Origin of the sequence: Clostridium cavendishii DSM 21758, assembly GCF_900141845.1 — a bacterium.
In the GTDB taxonomy this organism is placed as follows: Bacteria; Bacillota; Clostridia; order Clostridiales; family Clostridiaceae; genus Clostridium_AG; species Clostridium_AG cavendishii.
On record NZ_FQZB01000015.1, the window covers coordinates 130,851 to 148,524 of the forward strand.

A 17,674-nucleotide genomic window follows, 5' to 3' on the forward strand; every position below is an offset into this window, starting at 1 on the left:
CCTATCTATTTACTTATTTATAATTTGAATAAAGGAAGATTTTTATACTTAGTATTTATAGAAGCTCTGATTTAACATTATAAAATGATATTTTGGATAAGGTAGCTGATGTTAATATCACTTTGCAAGTAATTAAAAGATAAATTACATAAAACATAACTATTAAAATACTTTAATTTATAATTTTGTTGCAACATACAGTGTAAAATTAAAAAATATACATAATAATCTTAATCGTTATAAGTAATAATGTTGATATTGAAAATATGAAAAGGTTACTAAATGATATAAAATCAAAATTTGAACCTATAAAGCTAAATATAAGTGTATATCAAAACAGTAATTATAATTCACCAACTAAAGTTAATGCAAAAATAAATAATGAGGATAAAGAGGTTAATGTTGTTTGGAATAATGATATAGATACAAGTAAATTAGAAGATGTAAAATAGGAATGTAAAGTAGAACAATATGATAGGGTTGTTGAATTAAATCTTAAGGTAATAAAAATTGAAAAGTTAAAAAAGATAGGTTATTTATACAAAATATATGAAGAAAGTGGTAAAAGAAATTTAAGTTTTGATGGAATAGAACTTTTCCAAGATAAAGATGCTAAAGACAAAACTTCTGAAAAAGAGGCTATAAAAGATGGAGTTAAATTAATTAATAGCATAAAAGCTACAAAAAATCATTTGATTTTTGTAGCTTTTTATAATAGTAAATAATTATTATATTTCTTTACAATGTAAAATATATCCTCCTCGCGCCATACCTACTGTAGCTTCATATAAAGTATTATCTAATCTGAAGGTAACAGGAGTAGAACTTTTTATAATTTCAAATGTTTCTTTATTAGCGATACAATACTTTGTTACAGCTTCACAGATTTTTTTAGGGGAAGGATAGTTTAGGGAATCTTCAAGATCAATATAAAAGGCCTTTTTTAAAAGGTTATTAACAATTTTACTCAATGCTATACGCCACCTTTAAAATAAAAACTTAATATTATTACTAATATTATAGTATTTTGTAATAATAAGTCAACTAATAAGTAAGATAAATAATAAGTATAATTAAGGAATATATAAGTATTAAAATAATTTAAAGATATAGGTTTTAAATAAATAATCTATATATAATATTTAGACTTTGTTATATTTTCGAATAAATTGTATATAGAAAATTAATTAGAATTTATATATAAGGAAATAAAGTACTAAAAAGATTAGTTGGGTCAATAATATATATAATAGTTAATTAAATTAGCTGAAATTTATTAATAAGTATTAATAAAAAAAGTAGATAAATAATAATTAAAAAATGGATACATAATAAATAATTTTATAAGGGGAATGAAAATGAAAAAATTAGTAGTTTTTTATTCGTTAGAAGGACATACAAAATTTATTGCAGAAGCTATAGCAAAAGAACTGAAATGTGATTTATTAGAGCTAAAGCCTGAAAAAGAGATAGCTAAAACAGGTTTTAAAAAGTATTTCTGGGGTGGTATGAGTGTAATGCTTAAAGAAAAACCAGCTTTACAAAATCAAATTCCGGATTTAAAAGAATATGATAGTATTTTTATAGGTACTCCTGTTTGGGCTGGAACATATGCTCCAGCTGTTAATACATTTTTATCTAATAGTATAATAAATCAAAAAAAGATTGCCTTATTTGCTAGTCACGGTGGCGGAGGAGCTCAAAAATGCTTTGATAAGTTAAGGATTGCTTTGAGAGAAGATACTATATTAGGGGAGATTGATTTTGTTGATTCAAAGGAAGATGAAATGGAAAGAATAAAGAAAATTAAAATGTGGTTAGATGAGATGCTAATAAAATAAAGCTTATATATTTTATTTGCTAAATGGGTAGGGGCAAATGCAGTATAATTTGGGTTCTAATGCTTAAAGGTAATAAAAATTTGATAATCATTCAGAATAATTATCCAGATATATTTAATACTAAAATGTTAAGTTAAGGAAATTTTAGTTTTGTTATCTAGTTTAGTTAAGGGTACTATTTGTAAATGTGATAATACTATGGTAGTATATAAAAATATAAGGGTTTTCCTTATATTTTTTTTGCCAATTTAAGTATCAAAATTGGCTTTTTACAAAAGTGTAAAATTAATTCTTATGTTTAAGAGTTAAAAATAAACAAATGGAGGAATGAATTATGTCAAGTTTACCAAATTGTCCAAAATGTAATTCAGAATATACTTATGAAGATGGAACTCTTTTAGTTTGTCCAGAATGTGCTCATGAGTGGTCATTAGAATCAGTTGATGTAAATGTTGAAGAGAGTTTAGTTGTTAAAGATGCAAATGGAAATATATTAAATGATGGTGATTCTGTAATATTAGTTAAAGATCTTAAGGTTAAAGGAAGTTCGTCAGACTTAAAAAAAGGTACTAAAGTAAAGAATATACGTTTAGCTTACGGCGATCATAATATTGATTGTAAAATAGAAGGTTTTGGAGCTATGGCTTTAAAATCTGAATTTGTTAAAAAGATATAACTTAGATTTTGACATGTTATAATAAAAGAGAAAAAATATAATTTGTATAAATAGTAGTTACTTTATTAAGTGACTACTATTTTTGCAATTGTAAGTAAATATGATTTTAAAGTGGGAAAAAATATATATAAATGCTCAGAAAATAGAAAAAGGTTGGTAGAAAAAATAGTGTACTAATGTTTGGAAAGGGTAACATGCCTTTTTTATATAAAAATAAAGTTTAATAAGGAACATATATTAATAATTATCAAAGGCAAAAATATGGTAAAATATTATATATAATTTATATGTATTGAGGAGTATTTATAAATGAATAAAAGAAAAATATTGATTAAGGAAATAATCGTATAAAAATGGTGTATTATGATAAGGTCAGTATTAGTGTTGAGTTGCATATAGATAAAGGTAAATTTGAAAAGGTTAGTTTTTAATAATAATGTGTAATACATTTGATTAAATTACAAATTATAATTTAAGAAGATGATACAATCATTTGGTAGATATATTTATATGGAGATTATACTTAAGGTGAGGGTTATTAGATATGAGTTTTCAAGGACAATTACAAAATAAAATTGTGAATATAGTAATAAAGCCACATCATTTTTTAGATATTATAAAGTTATATGGAAAAGGAATAGAACAATTTATTCCTAATATTGAATATGGACATAATTTTTATGGTATAGCAAATTTAATAATTAGAAATAAAAATATAATTATTGAATTAACTATAGATAAAGATGATATATGTGGCCCGTGTAAATATATTGGTAAAAATGGATTATGTACTGATAAAATTACACATATTAATAAAATTACTTCAAAAGATGAATGGAATAAAATCTTAGATACAAGAATTCTAAGCGGTTTAAATCTTGAACAAGGAAATAAATTTACTGCTTATGATTTTTGTAAATTACTTTATTTAAATAGTGAGAAGATATTTGAAGTTTGGAAAGAGGAAACTAAGGAAGCTAAAGATAAAAGATATGAGGCATTTTGTATAGGGGCAAAAAGATATTTAGATGTTTTATAATAATATAATGTGTAAAAATAATTTGTAAGACTTAGGAAGGGAATTTCATAAATGACAAAAGTAGATTTGCATATTCATTCAAAATATAGTGATGATGGTGAATTTTCACCAGAAGAGATAGTATGTATGGCAATTGAAGCAGGAGTAAATAAAATTGCTATAGCAGATCATAATTCGGTTAAAGGTGTTAAAGAAGCTGTTGAATATAGCAAAAATAGGGATATAGATGTTATATCTGGTATAGAGATTGATTGTACTTATGAAGGGGTCAATCTTCACATATTAGGATATGATATTGATTATAATGAGGTATGTTTTTTGAAGTTAGAAGAAGATATAATTAATCAGGAAATAAATGCAAGTGAAGAGAAGATAAAAAAGATAGAAGAATATTTAAAGGTTAAAATAAATAGAGAAAGTATAAAAGAATTAGCACCTAATGGAATAGTTACAGGAGAATTAATAGGAGAAATACTTTTATCTGATGAAAGTATATATAATAATGAGTATCTTAAACCTTATAGAAGTGGTGGAGAAAGATCGGATATGCCGTTTGTAAATTTCTATTGGGATTATTTTTCCCAAGGTAAGCCTGCTTATGTTGAGATTAAATATCCATCATTAAAAGATACGATAGCTATGATAAAAAATAGTAATGGATATGCTGTTATTGCTCATCCAGGAAACAATTTAAAAAATAAATTAGACTTACTTGATAGAATTATAGATGAAGGTATAGATGGCATAGAAGTATATAGTAGTTATCATAATAAAGAGCAAAAGGAATATTTTTCCAAAAAGGCATTAGAGAATAATTTGATAATAACTTATGGAAGTGATTTTCATGGTAAAAATAAACCTAATATAAGAATAGGTGAAATATAACATAAGCTTAGATAGTAAATAGGATTAAAAATATTTACTATCTTGTTTTTATATTAAAATAGTTGACTGGTCAACTATTTGTGTGTTATCTTATTTAATATGGTTGACTAGTCAACTAAAGGAGGTTTTTATGGAGAAAAGAAGTCTTTTAACTAAGTATATGTCTATGATATACAGAGCTTCACAAGGTTATCTTGATAATAGATTAAGGGAGTATAATTTAACTTCTGGAACATATCCTTTTATATTGGGGATATATGATAATGAGGGAATAAGTCAAAATGAGTTAAGTGAATATGTAAAAGTAGACAAGTCTCTTTCAGCAAGAGCTATAAAAAAATTAATAGAACTTGGATATGTAGAGAAAATAATTAATAGTGAGGATTCAAGAGCGTATAAATTATATCTTACAGAAAGTGCAAAGGAGGTAGTACCAAAGCTTTTAAATGAATTAGATGGATGGGTAAATATAATAACTAAAGGTTTAACAAATGAGCAAAAAGAAACTTCAGAAATACTATTAGAAAATATGTATTTGAATGTTAAAGAACTTAAGAATAAGGAGTAGGTTAAGGAGCGAAAAGAATGTATATGACAAAAGAAAAAAGTAATAATATAACTCAAAATAGATGGTTAATACTTGCTATAGTAGTTATGTCGCCTTTCATGGCATGTTTAGATAGTAGTATAATAAATGTAGCTTTACCGGTTATGTCAAAGGATCTTTATACTAATATGGCAGGAATACAGCAAGTAGTAACAAGTTACCTTATAGTTATTTCAGCGACTATTCTTATATTTGGGAGATTAGGCGATATACATGGAAAGACTACAGTATTTAAGTATGGATTTATAATATTTGTTGTAGGGTCTTTTTTATGTGGAATATCAAGGACTCTTAATTTCTTAATATTTTCCAGAATAGTTCAAGCGATAGGTGCTGCTATGACTATGTCTACAAGTCAAGGGATTATAACACATGTATTTCCAAAGAATGAAAGAGGGAGAGCTCTTGGTATTTCAGGAACATTTGTAGCACTTGGAACTTTACTTGGACCTCCATTAGGTGGGTTAATAATATCAGTAGTAACTTGGGAATACATATTTTTAATAAATGTACCAATTGGATTAGTTGCTTTTATAGCAGCTATGAAATATTTACCTAAAGATAAGTTAACTAGTAAGCAATCTTTAGATTATAAAGGAGCTATACTTTTTCTTGTATTTATAGTTGCATTATTTTGGGCTATGCTTAAAGGGCAACAAATTGGATATGAAAATATTTATGTTATTGGAGCTCTTGTAATAGCAACAATAAGTTTCTTTATTTTTATTTTATTAGAAATTAAGATAGAAAATCCTATGTTAGATTTATCTATATTTAAAAATAGAGTTTTTTCTGTAAATATATTTTGTGCATTTGTAAGCTTTTTAGGAATTAGTTGCATAAATATAATACAACCATTTTATCTTCAAGAAGTATTAAAATTATCACCTGCCAAAACTGGTTTTATAATGATGGCATATCCTATAGTTTTAACAATTATATCACCACTAAGCGGTCATTTATCAGATAAAATAGGTAGTAAAATTCTTACTTTGACTGGACTTATGATAACCACTATTGGCTTATTATCAATGATGCTTTTAAATGAAAGTTCATCTATAATAGCTATTATTATAGCAATATCTTTAATAGCATTAGGTAATGGAATTTTCCAATCACCTAATAATGCATTAGTTATGTCATCAGTTGAGAAGAATAAACTTGGAATAGCTGGAGGAATAAATGCTCTTATTAGAAATTTAGGTTTTATTTTTGGTGTTACACTTTCAACTACTATACTATATAATAGGATGAGTTATAAGATTGGTTATAGAGTACTTAATTATGTAGAAGGTAGAGCAGATGCATTTATATATGGAATGAAATGGGTATATGCTGTTGCTGCATTAGGATGTTTTATAGGATTTATTATATCTGTAATTGACAAAACTAAAAAGAAAAATAAATAATAACTATAAAAAAACTCGCCTTTTTAGGCGAGTTTTTATTGTAAATATATAATTTTTTATGCAATTACTTAAAGATTAACTTATTAATATTTACGTTAATACTAATTTAGTGTAATTCTTTTTACCTCTTTTAATGATAGCAACTCCATCTTTGAAGTCAGCTTCAGTTAATACTGCTTTAACATCAGTAACTTTTTCATCATTTAAAGTAAGACCGTTTTGAGTTATTAATCTTCTAGCTTCTGATTTTGAAGGAACAATAGCAGTTTCAGCTAAAATATCCATTATTAAAGATCCTAATTTGTTTTTAGTAATTTCAACAGTTGGAACATTGCTCATATCAGAACCACCTTCAAATAAAGCTTGTGATGCAACAACCGCTTTATTTGCTTCTTCTTCACCATGAACAAGTTTAGTTACTTCAAATGCTAATACTTTTTTAGCTTCATTTATTTGAGAACCTTCTAAAGAACATAATCTGTTAATTTCATCCATTTCAACAAAAGTTAAAAGTTTTAAGCATTTTTCAACATCTGCATCTGCAATGTTTCTCCAGTATTGGAAGAATTCAAATGGAGATACCTTGTTTGGATCTAACCATAACGCTCCACCAACAGTTTTACCCATTTTTTCACCCTCACTATTAGTCAATAGTGAACAAGTCATAGCGTAAACACTCTTTTGTCTTTTCTTTCTTACTAAATCAACACCAGCAATCATGTTTGACCATTGGTCATCTCCACCTAACTCCATTTTACAACCGTAAGTATCATTTAAAACTAAGAAGTCGTATGCTTGCATTAACATGTAATTAAATTCTAAGAAAGATAAACCTCTTTCTAATTCGAATCTTTTCTTGAAGCAGTCAGCTGCTAACATTTTATTTACTGTAAAGTGTCCACCAACTTCTCTTAAAAAGTCAATGTAGTTTAATCCTCTTAACCAATCAGCGTTGTTAACCATCATAGCTTTTCCATCTGAGAAATCTATAAATCTTTCCATTTGAGTTTTTATTGAATCAACATTTTGCTGTATTTGTTCGTCACTTAACATTTTTCTCATATCAGTTTTTCCACTTGGGTCACCGATTGTTACAGTTCCGCCACCTATTAGAGCTATTGGTCTATGACCAGCTCTTTGCATGTGAGCCATGAACATTAATGCTATAAAATGACCTACATGTAGACTATCAGCAGTTGGATCAAATCCTATATAGAAAGTTATTTTCTCCTTTTCAAGTAATTCTCTTGTTTCGTCTTCGTGTGTGAATTGTTTAATATATCCACGTTCCATTAGTGTGTCTAATACATTACTCATTATAAATACCTCCCTAAAATTTGAACTTTAAAATATTATTTAAATTATTTATTAATACAAAATTTCTATGTGTAATAAAAAAAGCCCTCGTCCTATATAAAGGACGAGAGCATACTCACGTGGTACCACCTTAATTTATCACAAAATTGTGACCTTATTAAAATAAACACATATTGCGCAATTGTGTTTATAGAGTTATTAACGGAAACTATCCGAAAGCAGCTTACTACCAAAATAAATGGATTCAGTGCTTGGCTCCAAGATGTATTCAAGATAATTTCCTTAGCCCCTCTCACCAACCGGGAACTCTCTGTTAAGGGTAAAATACCTTTACTTGTTCTTTTCATAGCCTTTAGTTATAAAGTTTTGAAACAAAATGAAATAAATTTGTTTATATGGATTATACTACTATAAAATTTTATCGTCAACACTATTTTAGAATAAAATTTAATTTTAAATTATTCAATTTAATTGTAAAAAAGGATTTGAATTGCATGCATAATTAATTAATTTAGTATGAATAATTAATTAATTTAGTATGAATAATTAATTAATTTAGTATGAATAATTAATTAATTTAGTATGAATAATTAAAATTATAACAAAAGTCGAATAAAAGCCAAATAAAAGTCGAATAAAAGTCGAATTTCAATAATAGCCAAAATAATTCAAAATTTTACAAAAAATTTCGGATAAGAACTATTGTTTTAAAAAATCGAGTATTTTTTATACTAAATATTTAAAAGAAATTTAATATAAATTAATATAAAATTAAAATTTCATAAAATTTTTGCAAATATATTCATTATTAAAAGAAAATAAGGTATACATGCTTAAAAAATACAAAATGTTTAAAAAAAATAATATTTCTCTATTAATTTAACAATAGAAAATACGAAAAAAATTCCTTAATTTAACAAAAAGTTTGACGAAATTTAAAAAAAAATATAGAATTAACTTGTAGTTAAGAAGAACGGAAATATTAAAAAAAATTGAGTTTTTTGGATGAAAAAAGTGTGATTTAAAGTAAGAAAAATATTAAACTTTATCAGGTTAGTAAGGTAGAACGGGATTACAGAAGAAAAGATGAAAAAGTTTACACAAAAATATTTTATCTTATATTTACGCCAAGAGTAATTTATAAAAATTCAGATAAAAGTGTTTTAATTGTTTAATAATTTTTAAATTTGTTACTTTATTGTGATATTGGTTTAAGATTATTGAATTATTAAATAAATACAACTTTTTTTAGTACTATTAAAAAAGAATATGGAAAAACAGGAGGAATTACGTATGGAAAACGGAAAGAAAAAACTTACGCTGTTTCAATTAATCGGTATAAGTATAGCCTTCTATGGAAGCGTTAGAAGTGTTCCGACATTAGCAGTTGTAGGCTGGCAACAAATTTTCTTTATGGTTGGAGCGGCAGTTTTATTTGCAATTCCAATATCTTTAATTTCCGCAGAACTTGCAACAGGATGGCCTGAAGAAGGTGGTTCTCAAGTTTGGGTTAAAGAAGCTCTAGGAGAAAAATTTGGATTCGTAACGTCATGGTTACTATGGGTTCAAATGTTCTTTGGAATGGTAATGGTTAGTTCAACAGTAGGTGTTTTATTAGGGTATGTAATCGGAAGACCAGATTTATCTCAAAATAACATCTTCGTATTCGCAATAATAATAATTTCTTATTGGACTGTAACATTACTAAACTTAAAGTATGATATGGACAAGGTAGTTGGATCAATTGGTTCAGTTGTTGGAATATACATACCATTTGTTGCATTAGTAGCTTTAGGATTATGGTGGAGCTTTAAACATGGAATAGTAAACCTTGGAACATTAAACTGGGGAACAGCTATACCAAGTTTATCATCAGTAAATAAGCTTTCAATATTCTCAGGAATAATATTTATATTCGCTGGATTAGAAATAGCATCTGTACATGCTAACAATATAGAGAATCCTAAGAAAAACTATCCAATATCAGTTTTCTTATCAATGGGACTTCTTATAATATTCAACCTTATAGCAGGTTTAACAGAAGCAAATGCAATACCAGCAGATAAAATACAATTATCAAATATAACTCAACCATTCGAAGTATATTTCAATGAGTTAGGGTTACCTTGGTTAACAAATGTTATTTCAGCTATGATAGCTATAGGGGTTCTTGCACAACTTAGTGCTTGGGTATTAGGACCTTCAAAAGCAATGATAAAAGTTGCGGAAGATGGTAATTTACCTCCAGTATTCCAAAAGAGAACTAAGCGTGGAGTTCCAATAACTTTCGTGTTAATACAAGCTACAGTAGTTTCTTTAGTTGGAGTATTATACGTTATTATACCAGATGTAAATAGTAGTTTCTTTATGATATTAATATTAACAACAATATTATATTGTATAGTTTACTTAATGATAATATTATCAGGAATAATATTAAAATATAAGAGACCAGAAGTTGAAAGAGCATTTACAATTCCAGGTGGAAACTTTGGAATGTGGATAACAGCTATACTAGCTTTATCTGGTACTGTAATAACACTTATAGTTAGTTTAATACCACCAGAAAATACAAATCCTACAATGTATCTAGCAGTTCAAATTGTTGGAACAATAATATGTGTAGTATCACCATTAATAATCTTCAAATTAAGAAAACCATCATGGAAGAAAAATTCAGAAGATAATGCTGCATAATTCAATTGTATTGTAATTTATTTAAAAAAATGTAAGAAATTATTATTAGAAAATTATTATAAATAAAAGTGATTAAGGAGAGAGTAGAAATGGATAAGAATATGGATTTAAAAGCTTTATTTTTAGGACCTAAATCAGAAAACAAAGACATTTTTGAACAAAACCTTAAAATGTTATTTGAAGATCACAGCCAATGGAGAAAAAACTATCATCCAGAAGATGATACTATAATAAAACCAAATGATAGATCATCAGAAAACTTTATAGCTACTAGAAACAGAATGGAACAAGTTCTTACTGAACTTTCATCAAAATTAAGAGCTGGGTCAGTTCCATGGCATTCACCAAGATTCCAAGGACACATGAACTCAGAAACTTTAGTTCCTGCAATATTAGGATACTTTGCAGCAACATTATATAACGGAAATAACGTTGCTTACGAATCTTCACCAGCTACATCAGAAATGGAAGAAGAAGTAGGAGCAGATTTCTGTAAATTAATGAGCTACAAAGCAGGAGAATCATGGGGACATATCTGTGCTGACGGTTCAATAGCAAACTTAGAAGGTATGTGGTATGCTAGAAACTTAGCTTCATTACCATTAGCTGTAAAAGAAATAGCTCCAGAATTAGTAGAAGGAAAAACTGAATGGGAATTATTAAATATGTCAGTTGACCAAATACTAGATTTAGCAGACAAAATTCCAGAAAAATTAGACGAATTAAAAGCTAAATCAGCTAGAGCTGGTGCAGATAAAATATCAAAAGTAGGAAAATGGTTAGTTCCACAAACTAAGCACTATTCATGGTTAAAAGCTGCTGATATATTAGGAATCGGATTAGATAACGTTATAGCAGTAGAAGTTGGCGACAACTACAGAATGAGCATGGATGCTTTAAGAAAAACAATAGATGAATTAACAGCTAAACAAATACCAGTATTAGGAGTTGTTGGTGTTGTTGGATCAACTGAAGAAGGTGCAGTAGACGACCTACACAAAATACTTGAAGTTAAAGCTGAATATGCTGCTAAAGGCATAAACTTCTACTTCCACGTAGATGCTGCTTACGGCGGATATGCAAGAGCTATATTCTTAGATGAAGAATATAACTTCATACCTCAAGAAGAATTACACGCTAAATATTTAGAATATGGTGTATTCCAAAATGCTGAAACTCAATGGCCATCAACTGATACTTATGAAGCATTCAAAGCTATGAGCCAAGCTGATACTATAACAATAGATCCACACAAAATGGGATATATTCCATACTCAGCAGGTGGTATAGTTATAAGAGATAAGAGAATGAGAGATTACATTTCTTACTTCGCAACATACGTATTCGAACAAGGAATGGACATCCCTGCATTACTTGGAGCATTTATATTAGAAGGATCAAAAGCTGGTGCTACAGCTGCTTCAGTTTGGACAGCACACAGAGCATTACCTTTAAATATAACTGGTTACGGAAAATTAATGGGAGCTTCTGTTGAAGGTTCATACAACTTATATACTAGATTCAGAGATCATGGAAGATATGTAATCGGAGATAAAGTAGTTATATTACACCCACTAGTTAGACCTGATTTCAACATGGTTGACTTCGTATTCAACTATGAAGGAAATACAGATTTAGCAGTAATGAATGACTTAAACCACCAATTCTATGAAGAAGCTTCATATGTTAGAAATGGTTTATATTCAAATGACTTCATAACTTCACATACAGATTTCGCTGTAGAAGATTATGGTCACAGCCCATTAAACTTTGTATTAAGCTGCGGTCCAGACAAAGAACAATGGTTAAAAGAACAAAAAGTTACTATCTTAAGAGCATGTGTGTTATCACCATACTTAAACAACAAAGAAGTATTTGCTGAATACATGGGTAAAATAGATGCAGCAATAACTAAGAAGTTAGAAAACATAATATTAAAATAATTTAAGTTTTGAATAACTTCACCTTAATCTAATAAGATTAGATAATTTAGAAATAGAAAGCTATGAATAAGGAGTTTTAAACTCCTAGTTCATAGCTTTTTTATTGTTTAAAATTTCTACTTATCAATGAAATATTCTTTTAGAAAAAACTATAAACAAGAAGCATCAAGAGTAGTTAATTGGGATTAATTACAGGTATTGAAAGCGACAAATACTTAATTTATCAAAAAATTTAATGTATGAAGTTAAATATTAAACTTTTTAAAATAAAAAGTTTTATAATTTTAAATTAATGGTTAATATTGCACTTTAGAAATAAATTTACCAAACGATAATAATATGTAAACATATGTATGAAAATATATTTTTAAATTATAAAGGTACGTTTATTTTAAATAGATATTAGTGACGTACTAAAGAACTAGGAGGGGTATGATGGATTTTTTTCTACTTATAGGAATTGTATTGGGACTTGGATCAGTAATTGTAGGTATGATGGTAAAAGGTGCCAATATAGAGGTTTTATTAAATCCTGCAGCTGCCATTATTATTCTTATAGGAACTTCTGCAGCTGTAATGAATTCATTTCCGAGAGAGGAGTTTCTTAAAATTCCCAAAATATTAGGAGCACTTTTTTCAGATAGGAAGAAATATAATGCAGTTGAAATTATAGAGGATATAGTTGAGATGTCTAGAACATCTAGAAAGAATGGCTTATTATCACTTGAGCAATTAATAGAAGGTATGGATAATGAGTTTATGAAAAAGGGCTTAAGAATGGTAGTAGATGGTATAGAGCCAGAATACATAAGAGAAGTTTTAGAAGGTGAGATTGAAAGTTTAGAGGAAAGACATCGTCTAGGAGCTTCAATTTTTACAACCGCAGGAGGAGCATCTCCAACGCTAGGAGTTTTGGGTGCTGTTGTAGGTCTAATAGGTGCACTTGGTAATTTAGAGGATGTTGGAAAGTTAGCCCATATGATAGCAGGAGCATTCGTTGCAACGTTATATGGTATATTTTTTGGATATGTAATATGTCATCCATTTGCATCTAGATTAAAGAGAAAATCTCAAAGAGAAGTAAAAGGTATGAGTATTATACTTGAAGGTATTTTAGCAATACAATCAGGAATGAACCCACAAAGTATAGAAAATAAGCTTGTAGGTATGTTGGAACCAAAGGAAAGAATAAAATTTCAATAGAGAATAAATAAAGAGGTAAGGAGAGTTTAAAATGAGTAGGAAAAAAAAGCATGAAGAAGATCATATTGATGAAACGTGGCTTATTCCTTATTCAGATATGTTAACACTTCTATTAGCTTTGTTTATTGTTATGTTTGCTATGAGTCAGGTAAATCAGCAAAAGTTTCAAAAAGCAGCTAAAGAATTTAATGCTGTTTTTTCAGGTGGAAGTGGTGTTATGCCTGAAGGAGGAAATTCTGTAGCTGTATTACAAGAAACTAATAGTTCAGATGAAGCTAAAAAAGGTGTAATTGAAGAAGATAAAATGACTGAAATTAAAAAAGGTCTAGAAAAAGGTTTTGCTGAAAGTGGCTATGCTGATAAGGTAAGCGTTGGACTTAATGGCGAGGGGTTAGAAGTTTGCATACAGGATGCTGTGTTATTTAATTCAGGTGATGCAAATGTACTACAAGAACTTTCCCCTGTACTTTTAGAAATTTCAAAGAAGGTCAAAGACTTAGATAATAATATTAAAATTATAGGTCATACAGATAATAGACCTATAAAAACAGCAAAGTTTGGTTCAAATTGGGATTTAAGTGCTATGCGTGCTATAAATGTAATGCATTATATGGTTGATATAGGAGGACTTAAACCTGAAAAATTATCAATACAAGCATTTGGAGAGTATAAGCCTAAATATGATAATTCAACAGAGGAAGGGCAAGCTAAAAACAGAAGGGTAGAAATTTTCATAGTTCGTAATTATCCTAAGACTAATAAAAAAGTTGATGGTTTTAGTAAGCCAAATTAATATGGGAAAATATATGTGTAAACTAGTAGTATTAAACTAAAAATTAATGCTACTAGTTTTTTATTTTAATATCAAGATAATTTATAAGATTAATTTTAAAATTAAAATTAGTGATTTTCTTATACCTTTTATTTTTTTATGTCGATAATAGAACATTCATTGCAAGGCTTTTCACAGGATTCAATATGTATTAAAACTTCAGTATTTTTTAAAAGAGCTTCTATATCATTTTCAATTATATCACATAAATCATGGGCTGTTTTAACATACATATTTGGTGGAAATACTAGATGTAAATCAATATATTTTGTCATTCCAGATTTTCTAGTCCTAAGGTTGTGAAAATTGCAATAAACAGAATTATGTTTACTAATTTCTTCAGTTATTATTTTAATTTCATTTTCTGATAGTTTTACATCTACAAGTGGATTAAAAGCTGATATTAATAATTCATAAGATTCCTTAAGAATAAATATAGCTACACCTATAGCAACTATAGGGTCAAGAAAGTGAAGTCCTGTAACCCAAATAAGTAATAATCCAAAACCAACTCCTAAGGAAGTGTATACATCTGCTTTAAGGTGAAGAGCATCAGCTTCAAGAGCAATTGAATCCTCTTCTTTAGCTACTTTATATAACTTTTTTGAAACGATATAGTTTATAGAAGCAGATATGAACATAACAATAAATCCAAGACTCACAGATGCTATTGCTTCTGGATTAAAAAGTTTTTTTATCCCCTCAATTATTATCCATATAGCTGCTACAAAAATAAGCAATGCTTCTATAACGCCAGAAACATTTTCGAATTTTCCATGTCCATAAGGATGATCATAATCAGCTGGTTTAGAAGCTGCTTTAACTGAAAAAAATGCGATAAGTGCTGCAAGTAGATCCATAGTTGAGTGGATTGCTTCAGAAATAATACTAACAGAGCCACTTATAAGACCGACAGCTAATTTTAATATTATTAAGGTTGTATTAGAATATATAGATAAACGAGCAACTTTAGTTTTATTATTCATAAAAACCTCCATATATAATATGTAAAGAAATGTATTAAATTGTATAAAAGCTTTCATAATTAATTTAAAAGTTTATTAATTTCAGTAATTTTGAATCTATGGGCAAACAATAATTTGTCCATAGATTTGAAATTAATGCGTATATTTATTATTTCCTATATTGATTTATATATTCTATATTTTGCCTTCTTAATTATATATAAAACCTAGAATTAATAATAATGTTATACCTTTTTATAAAAGATATAAGACTATTAGCAGAGCTCAAGTTTAGACAAGCTTATTTAATAAATATTAAAAAATAACAAATATTAAGTACTTGTAAATTTCCGGGTAACATATTAAAATAATTATAAATCATATTAATATATTTGGAGGTTTATTATGGATATAACAGAAGCAATATTAAAAACTTTAAAAGAGGTAGGAGAGCCTATGAAAGCTGGTGAAATAGCTGAAAAGGCAAATGTTGATAAAAAAGAAGTAGATAAAGCTATTAAAGCTTTAAAAGCAGAGGATAAAATAACTTCACCCAAAAGATGTTTTTATGCAATAAAATAATAAAGTAAACTAATATAAATTATAAAAATGTGTTAGAATGTTATTCTAACACATTTTTGTTCTTTATTTACAGAATTATTTCGTAAAGTGTTAAATGTATTTGATTCCTTATTTTACATTTGAAGTTAATTTATTATCAAATAAAATAATTATTATGCTAAAGTATGTTTTTTTTATTTATTACTGGAAATACTAGATATGTATTTTATAATAGGTAATTATTATTTAGATAATTTTAATACACAAGAATAAAAGTTATTGCTTATAACAAGATGATTTTAAGAAATAACTTTTTAAATTACGTAAATGATTATTTAGTATATGTAAATACATCTAATTTTATAAATTATTTATACAATTTTTAGATTGTATTTATAGGAGGCTAAGAGGATGAAGATTTTAATAACAACAGATGCATATGTTCCTATGGTGAATGGAGTTGTTACATCAGTAAATAATCTCTATAAAGAATTAAAGTATAACGGGCATGATGTTAAGATTTTAACTTTATCACATAATAGTGAAGAAAGAGTAGAAGGTGATATATATTATTTAAAGTCTATTGGAGTAGGTGTTTATCCAGAGGCTAGGATAAAGGTGCCTTTATATAATAAATTAATAGATCAGATTATTAAATGGAGTCCTGATATTATTCATTCACAAACGGAATTTTCTATGATGTTAGTGGCTAAGCATATTTCTAATAGATTAAATATTCCTCATATACATACATATCATACTTTATATGAAAATTATTTAGATTATTTATTAGGTGGAAAGGTTATAAATAAAAGTAGAGCTGCAAAAATAACAAAATTACTTTTAAATAGTCTAGATGCAGTAATAGCACCAACACAAAAGACTAAGGATGTTTTATTAGGTTATGGTGTAATTAAACCTATTTATGTAGTGCCTACAGGAATAGATTTAGCTAGATTTAAACAAAATATTTCAATTGAAGACAAACGTAAGATCAAGTTAACTCTAGGACTTAGTGAATCAGATAGAATCATAGCATATGTTGGAAGAGTAGCTGAAGAAAAGAATATAAGTGAAATATTAAGACTTTTTAAGCAGGTTATAGAGAAAGAAAAGAACATAAAACTTTTAATAGTAGGAACAGGTCCATATTTGAATTGCTTAAAAACTCAGGTTAAAAAAGAAAATATTCAAAATAATGTTGTTTTTACTGGTATGATAAAGCCAGAAGAAGTTTATAAATATTACAAATTAGCAGAAATTTTTGTTACTGCGTCTATAAGTGAAACTCAAGGATTAACTTATATAGAGGCATTAAGTAGTGGATGTCCTATAGTGTGCAAGGAGGATTCATGTATAGAAGGGGTAGTAAGGCAAGGAATCAATGGATTCTCATATAAAGAAAAAGATGAGTTTTTTTATTATATAAGTAGAATATTGAAGGATAATAAGTTGAGAAATAATATGACTAAAGAAGCTGTTAATACAGCCAATAAATATTCCAGTAGAACTTTTGCAAATAATATGATAGAAATTTATTGTCGAGTTATGTGTGCTAAGGAAGAAGAGAATATAGAGATGCTAAAACTGACAGAGAATAAAATTTAGGAAATTAGCGTATGTAGTATATATTAAAAACTAACATAATTTAAATGAACTGCTCTTTATCAACTAGATGAGGGCAGTTTATTTAAATTTA

The 17,674-nt window shown here is 27.5% G+C and carries 16 protein-coding genes and 1 other annotated feature; of the genes, 13 read left to right on the top strand and 3 right to left on the bottom strand.

The genetic code is table 11. The annotated features are described in order from the left end of the window. Positions 1-266: 266 nt before the first annotated feature. Complete coding sequence (locus tag BUB01_RS23735; RefSeq protein WP_072991095.1) at positions 267-452, top strand: Ig-like domain-containing protein; 186 nt, start codon at positions 267-269, stop codon at positions 450-452. 276 nt (positions 453-728) lie between these two features. Here the strand turns inward: BUB01_RS23735 and BUB01_RS17545 are convergent, their stop codons facing one another. Next, on the bottom strand, positions 729-971 hold the full coding sequence (locus BUB01_RS17545) for a DUF4318 domain-containing protein (RefSeq protein WP_242958432.1): 243 nt from the start codon (positions 969-971) through the stop codon (positions 729-731). Positions 972-1,358: 387 nt separating this feature from the next. Between BUB01_RS17545 and BUB01_RS17550 the strand changes: the two genes are divergently transcribed. From BUB01_RS17550 to BUB01_RS17575, 6 genes are all read left to right on the top strand, one after another. Beyond that, a complete protein-coding gene (locus BUB01_RS17550) occupies positions 1,359-1,841 on the top strand; it encodes a flavodoxin family protein (protein WP_072991098.1) in 483 nt (160 codons plus the stop codon). A 334-nt stretch (positions 1,842-2,175) separates the two neighbouring features. Then, on the top strand, positions 2,176-2,517 hold the full coding sequence (locus tag BUB01_RS17555; RefSeq protein WP_072991101.1) for a zinc ribbon domain-containing protein YjdM: 342 nt from the start codon (positions 2,176-2,178) through the stop codon (positions 2,515-2,517). 544 nt (positions 2,518-3,061) lie between these two features. Then, a complete protein-coding gene (locus BUB01_RS23525) occupies positions 3,062-3,556 on the top strand; it encodes a DUF1284 domain-containing protein (protein ID WP_072991104.1) in 495 nt (164 codons plus the stop codon). Between the two features lie 51 nt (positions 3,557-3,607). Next, complete coding sequence (locus BUB01_RS17565; RefSeq protein WP_072991107.1) at positions 3,608-4,441, top strand: PHP domain-containing protein; 834 nt, start codon at positions 3,608-3,610, stop codon at positions 4,439-4,441. Between the two features lie 130 nt (positions 4,442-4,571). After that, positions 4,572-5,009 carry a MarR family winged helix-turn-helix transcriptional regulator gene (locus BUB01_RS17570; RefSeq protein ID WP_072991110.1) on the top strand — a complete coding sequence of 146 codons (438 nt, stop codon included), beginning with the start codon at positions 4,572-4,574 and terminating at the stop codon, positions 5,007-5,009. Between the two features lie 23 nt (positions 5,010-5,032). Then, positions 5,033-6,457 (top strand): MFS transporter, encoded by a 1,425-nt coding sequence (locus BUB01_RS17575; protein ID WP_072991196.1) that lies wholly within the window; start codon positions 5,033-5,035, stop codon positions 6,455-6,457. 90 nt (positions 6,458-6,547) lie between these two features. Here BUB01_RS17575 and tyrS read toward each other — a convergent pair whose 3' ends face one another. Further along, entirely contained in the window at positions 6,548-7,774 is a 1,227-nt protein-coding gene (tyrS, locus tag BUB01_RS17580) for a tyrosine--tRNA ligase (protein ID WP_072991113.1), read from the bottom strand. A gap of 96 nt (positions 7,775-7,870) precedes the next feature. Beyond that, positions 7,871-8,130: a binding site (T-box leader), on the bottom strand. 937 nt (positions 8,131-9,067) lie between these two features. Between tyrS and tyrP the strand changes: the two genes are divergently transcribed. From tyrP to BUB01_RS17600, 4 genes are all read left to right on the top strand, one after another. Continuing rightward, positions 9,068-10,471, top strand: a complete 1,404-nt coding sequence (tyrP, locus tag BUB01_RS17585) for a tyrosine-tyramine antiporter (RefSeq protein WP_072991115.1) — start codon at positions 9,068-9,070, stop codon at positions 10,469-10,471. An 89-nt stretch (positions 10,472-10,560) separates the two neighbouring features. Then, the gene (tdc, locus tag BUB01_RS17590) at positions 10,561-12,414 is read left to right on the top strand and encodes a tyrosine decarboxylase (protein ID WP_072991117.1); all 1,854 of its coding nucleotides are present in this window, start codon (positions 10,561-10,563) and stop codon (positions 12,412-12,414) included. Between the two features lie 435 nt (positions 12,415-12,849). Beyond that, the gene (gene motA / locus BUB01_RS17595) at positions 12,850-13,617 is read left to right on the top strand and encodes a flagellar motor stator protein MotA (RefSeq protein ID WP_072991119.1); all 768 of its coding nucleotides are present in this window, start codon (positions 12,850-12,852) and stop codon (positions 13,615-13,617) included. A 31-nt stretch (positions 13,618-13,648) separates the two neighbouring features. Continuing rightward, positions 13,649-14,410, top strand: a complete 762-nt coding sequence (locus BUB01_RS17600) for a flagellar motor protein MotB (protein WP_072991121.1) — start codon at positions 13,649-13,651, stop codon at positions 14,408-14,410. Positions 14,411-14,538: 128 nt separating this feature from the next. Here BUB01_RS17600 and BUB01_RS17605 read toward each other — a convergent pair whose 3' ends face one another. Continuing rightward, positions 14,539-15,435: a cation diffusion facilitator family transporter gene (locus BUB01_RS17605; RefSeq protein WP_072991123.1), complete on the bottom strand. Its 897-nt coding sequence runs from the start codon at positions 15,433-15,435 to the stop codon at positions 14,539-14,541. Between the two features lie 384 nt (positions 15,436-15,819). Between BUB01_RS17605 and BUB01_RS17610 the strand changes: the two genes are divergently transcribed. Beyond that, the gene (locus tag BUB01_RS17610; protein ID WP_072991125.1) at positions 15,820-15,996 is read left to right on the top strand and encodes an HTH domain-containing protein; all 177 of its coding nucleotides are present in this window, start codon (positions 15,820-15,822) and stop codon (positions 15,994-15,996) included. A 390-nt stretch (positions 15,997-16,386) separates the two neighbouring features. Then, the gene (locus BUB01_RS17615) at positions 16,387-17,583 is read left to right on the top strand and encodes a glycosyltransferase family 4 protein (RefSeq protein WP_072991127.1); all 1,197 of its coding nucleotides are present in this window, start codon (positions 16,387-16,389) and stop codon (positions 17,581-17,583) included. Positions 17,584-17,674 lie beyond the last annotated feature (91 nt).

Coding starts and splice junctions, on each gene's coding strand:
- tyrS (WP_072991113.1), bottom strand. CDS start 7,774: ATGAGTAATGTATTAGACACACTAATGGAACGTGGATATATTAAACAA.
- BUB01_RS17605 (WP_072991123.1), bottom strand. CDS start 15,435: ATGAATAATAAAACTAAAGTTGCTCGTTTATCTATATATTCTAATACA.
- BUB01_RS17600 (WP_072991121.1), top strand. CDS start 13,649: ATGAGTAGGAAAAAAAAGCATGAAGAAGATCATATTGATGAAACGTGG.
- tdc (WP_072991117.1), top strand. CDS start 10,561: ATGGATAAGAATATGGATTTAAAAGCTTTATTTTTAGGACCTAAATCA.
- BUB01_RS17570 (WP_072991110.1), top strand. CDS start 4,572: ATGGAGAAAAGAAGTCTTTTAACTAAGTATATGTCTATGATATACAGA.
- BUB01_RS17555 (WP_072991101.1), top strand. CDS start 2,176: ATGTCAAGTTTACCAAATTGTCCAAAATGTAATTCAGAATATACTTAT.
- BUB01_RS17575 (WP_072991196.1), top strand. CDS start 5,033: ATGACAAAAGAAAAAAGTAATAATATAACTCAAAATAGATGGTTAATA.
- BUB01_RS17615 (WP_072991127.1), top strand. CDS start 16,387: ATGAAGATTTTAATAACAACAGATGCATATGTTCCTATGGTGAATGGA.
- BUB01_RS17565 (WP_072991107.1), top strand. CDS start 3,608: ATGACAAAAGTAGATTTGCATATTCATTCAAAATATAGTGATGATGGT.
- BUB01_RS23525 (WP_072991104.1), top strand. CDS start 3,062: ATGAGTTTTCAAGGACAATTACAAAATAAAATTGTGAATATAGTAATA.
- BUB01_RS17550 (WP_072991098.1), top strand. CDS start 1,359: ATGAAAAAATTAGTAGTTTTTTATTCGTTAGAAGGACATACAAAATTT.
- BUB01_RS23735 (WP_072991095.1), top strand. CDS start 267: ATGAAAAGGTTACTAAATGATATAAAATCAAAATTTGAACCTATAAAG.
- BUB01_RS17610 (WP_072991125.1), top strand. CDS start 15,820: ATGGATATAACAGAAGCAATATTAAAAACTTTAAAAGAGGTAGGAGAG.
- motA (WP_072991119.1), top strand. CDS start 12,850: ATGGATTTTTTTCTACTTATAGGAATTGTATTGGGACTTGGATCAGTA.
- tyrP (WP_072991115.1), top strand. CDS start 9,068: ATGGAAAACGGAAAGAAAAAACTTACGCTGTTTCAATTAATCGGTATA.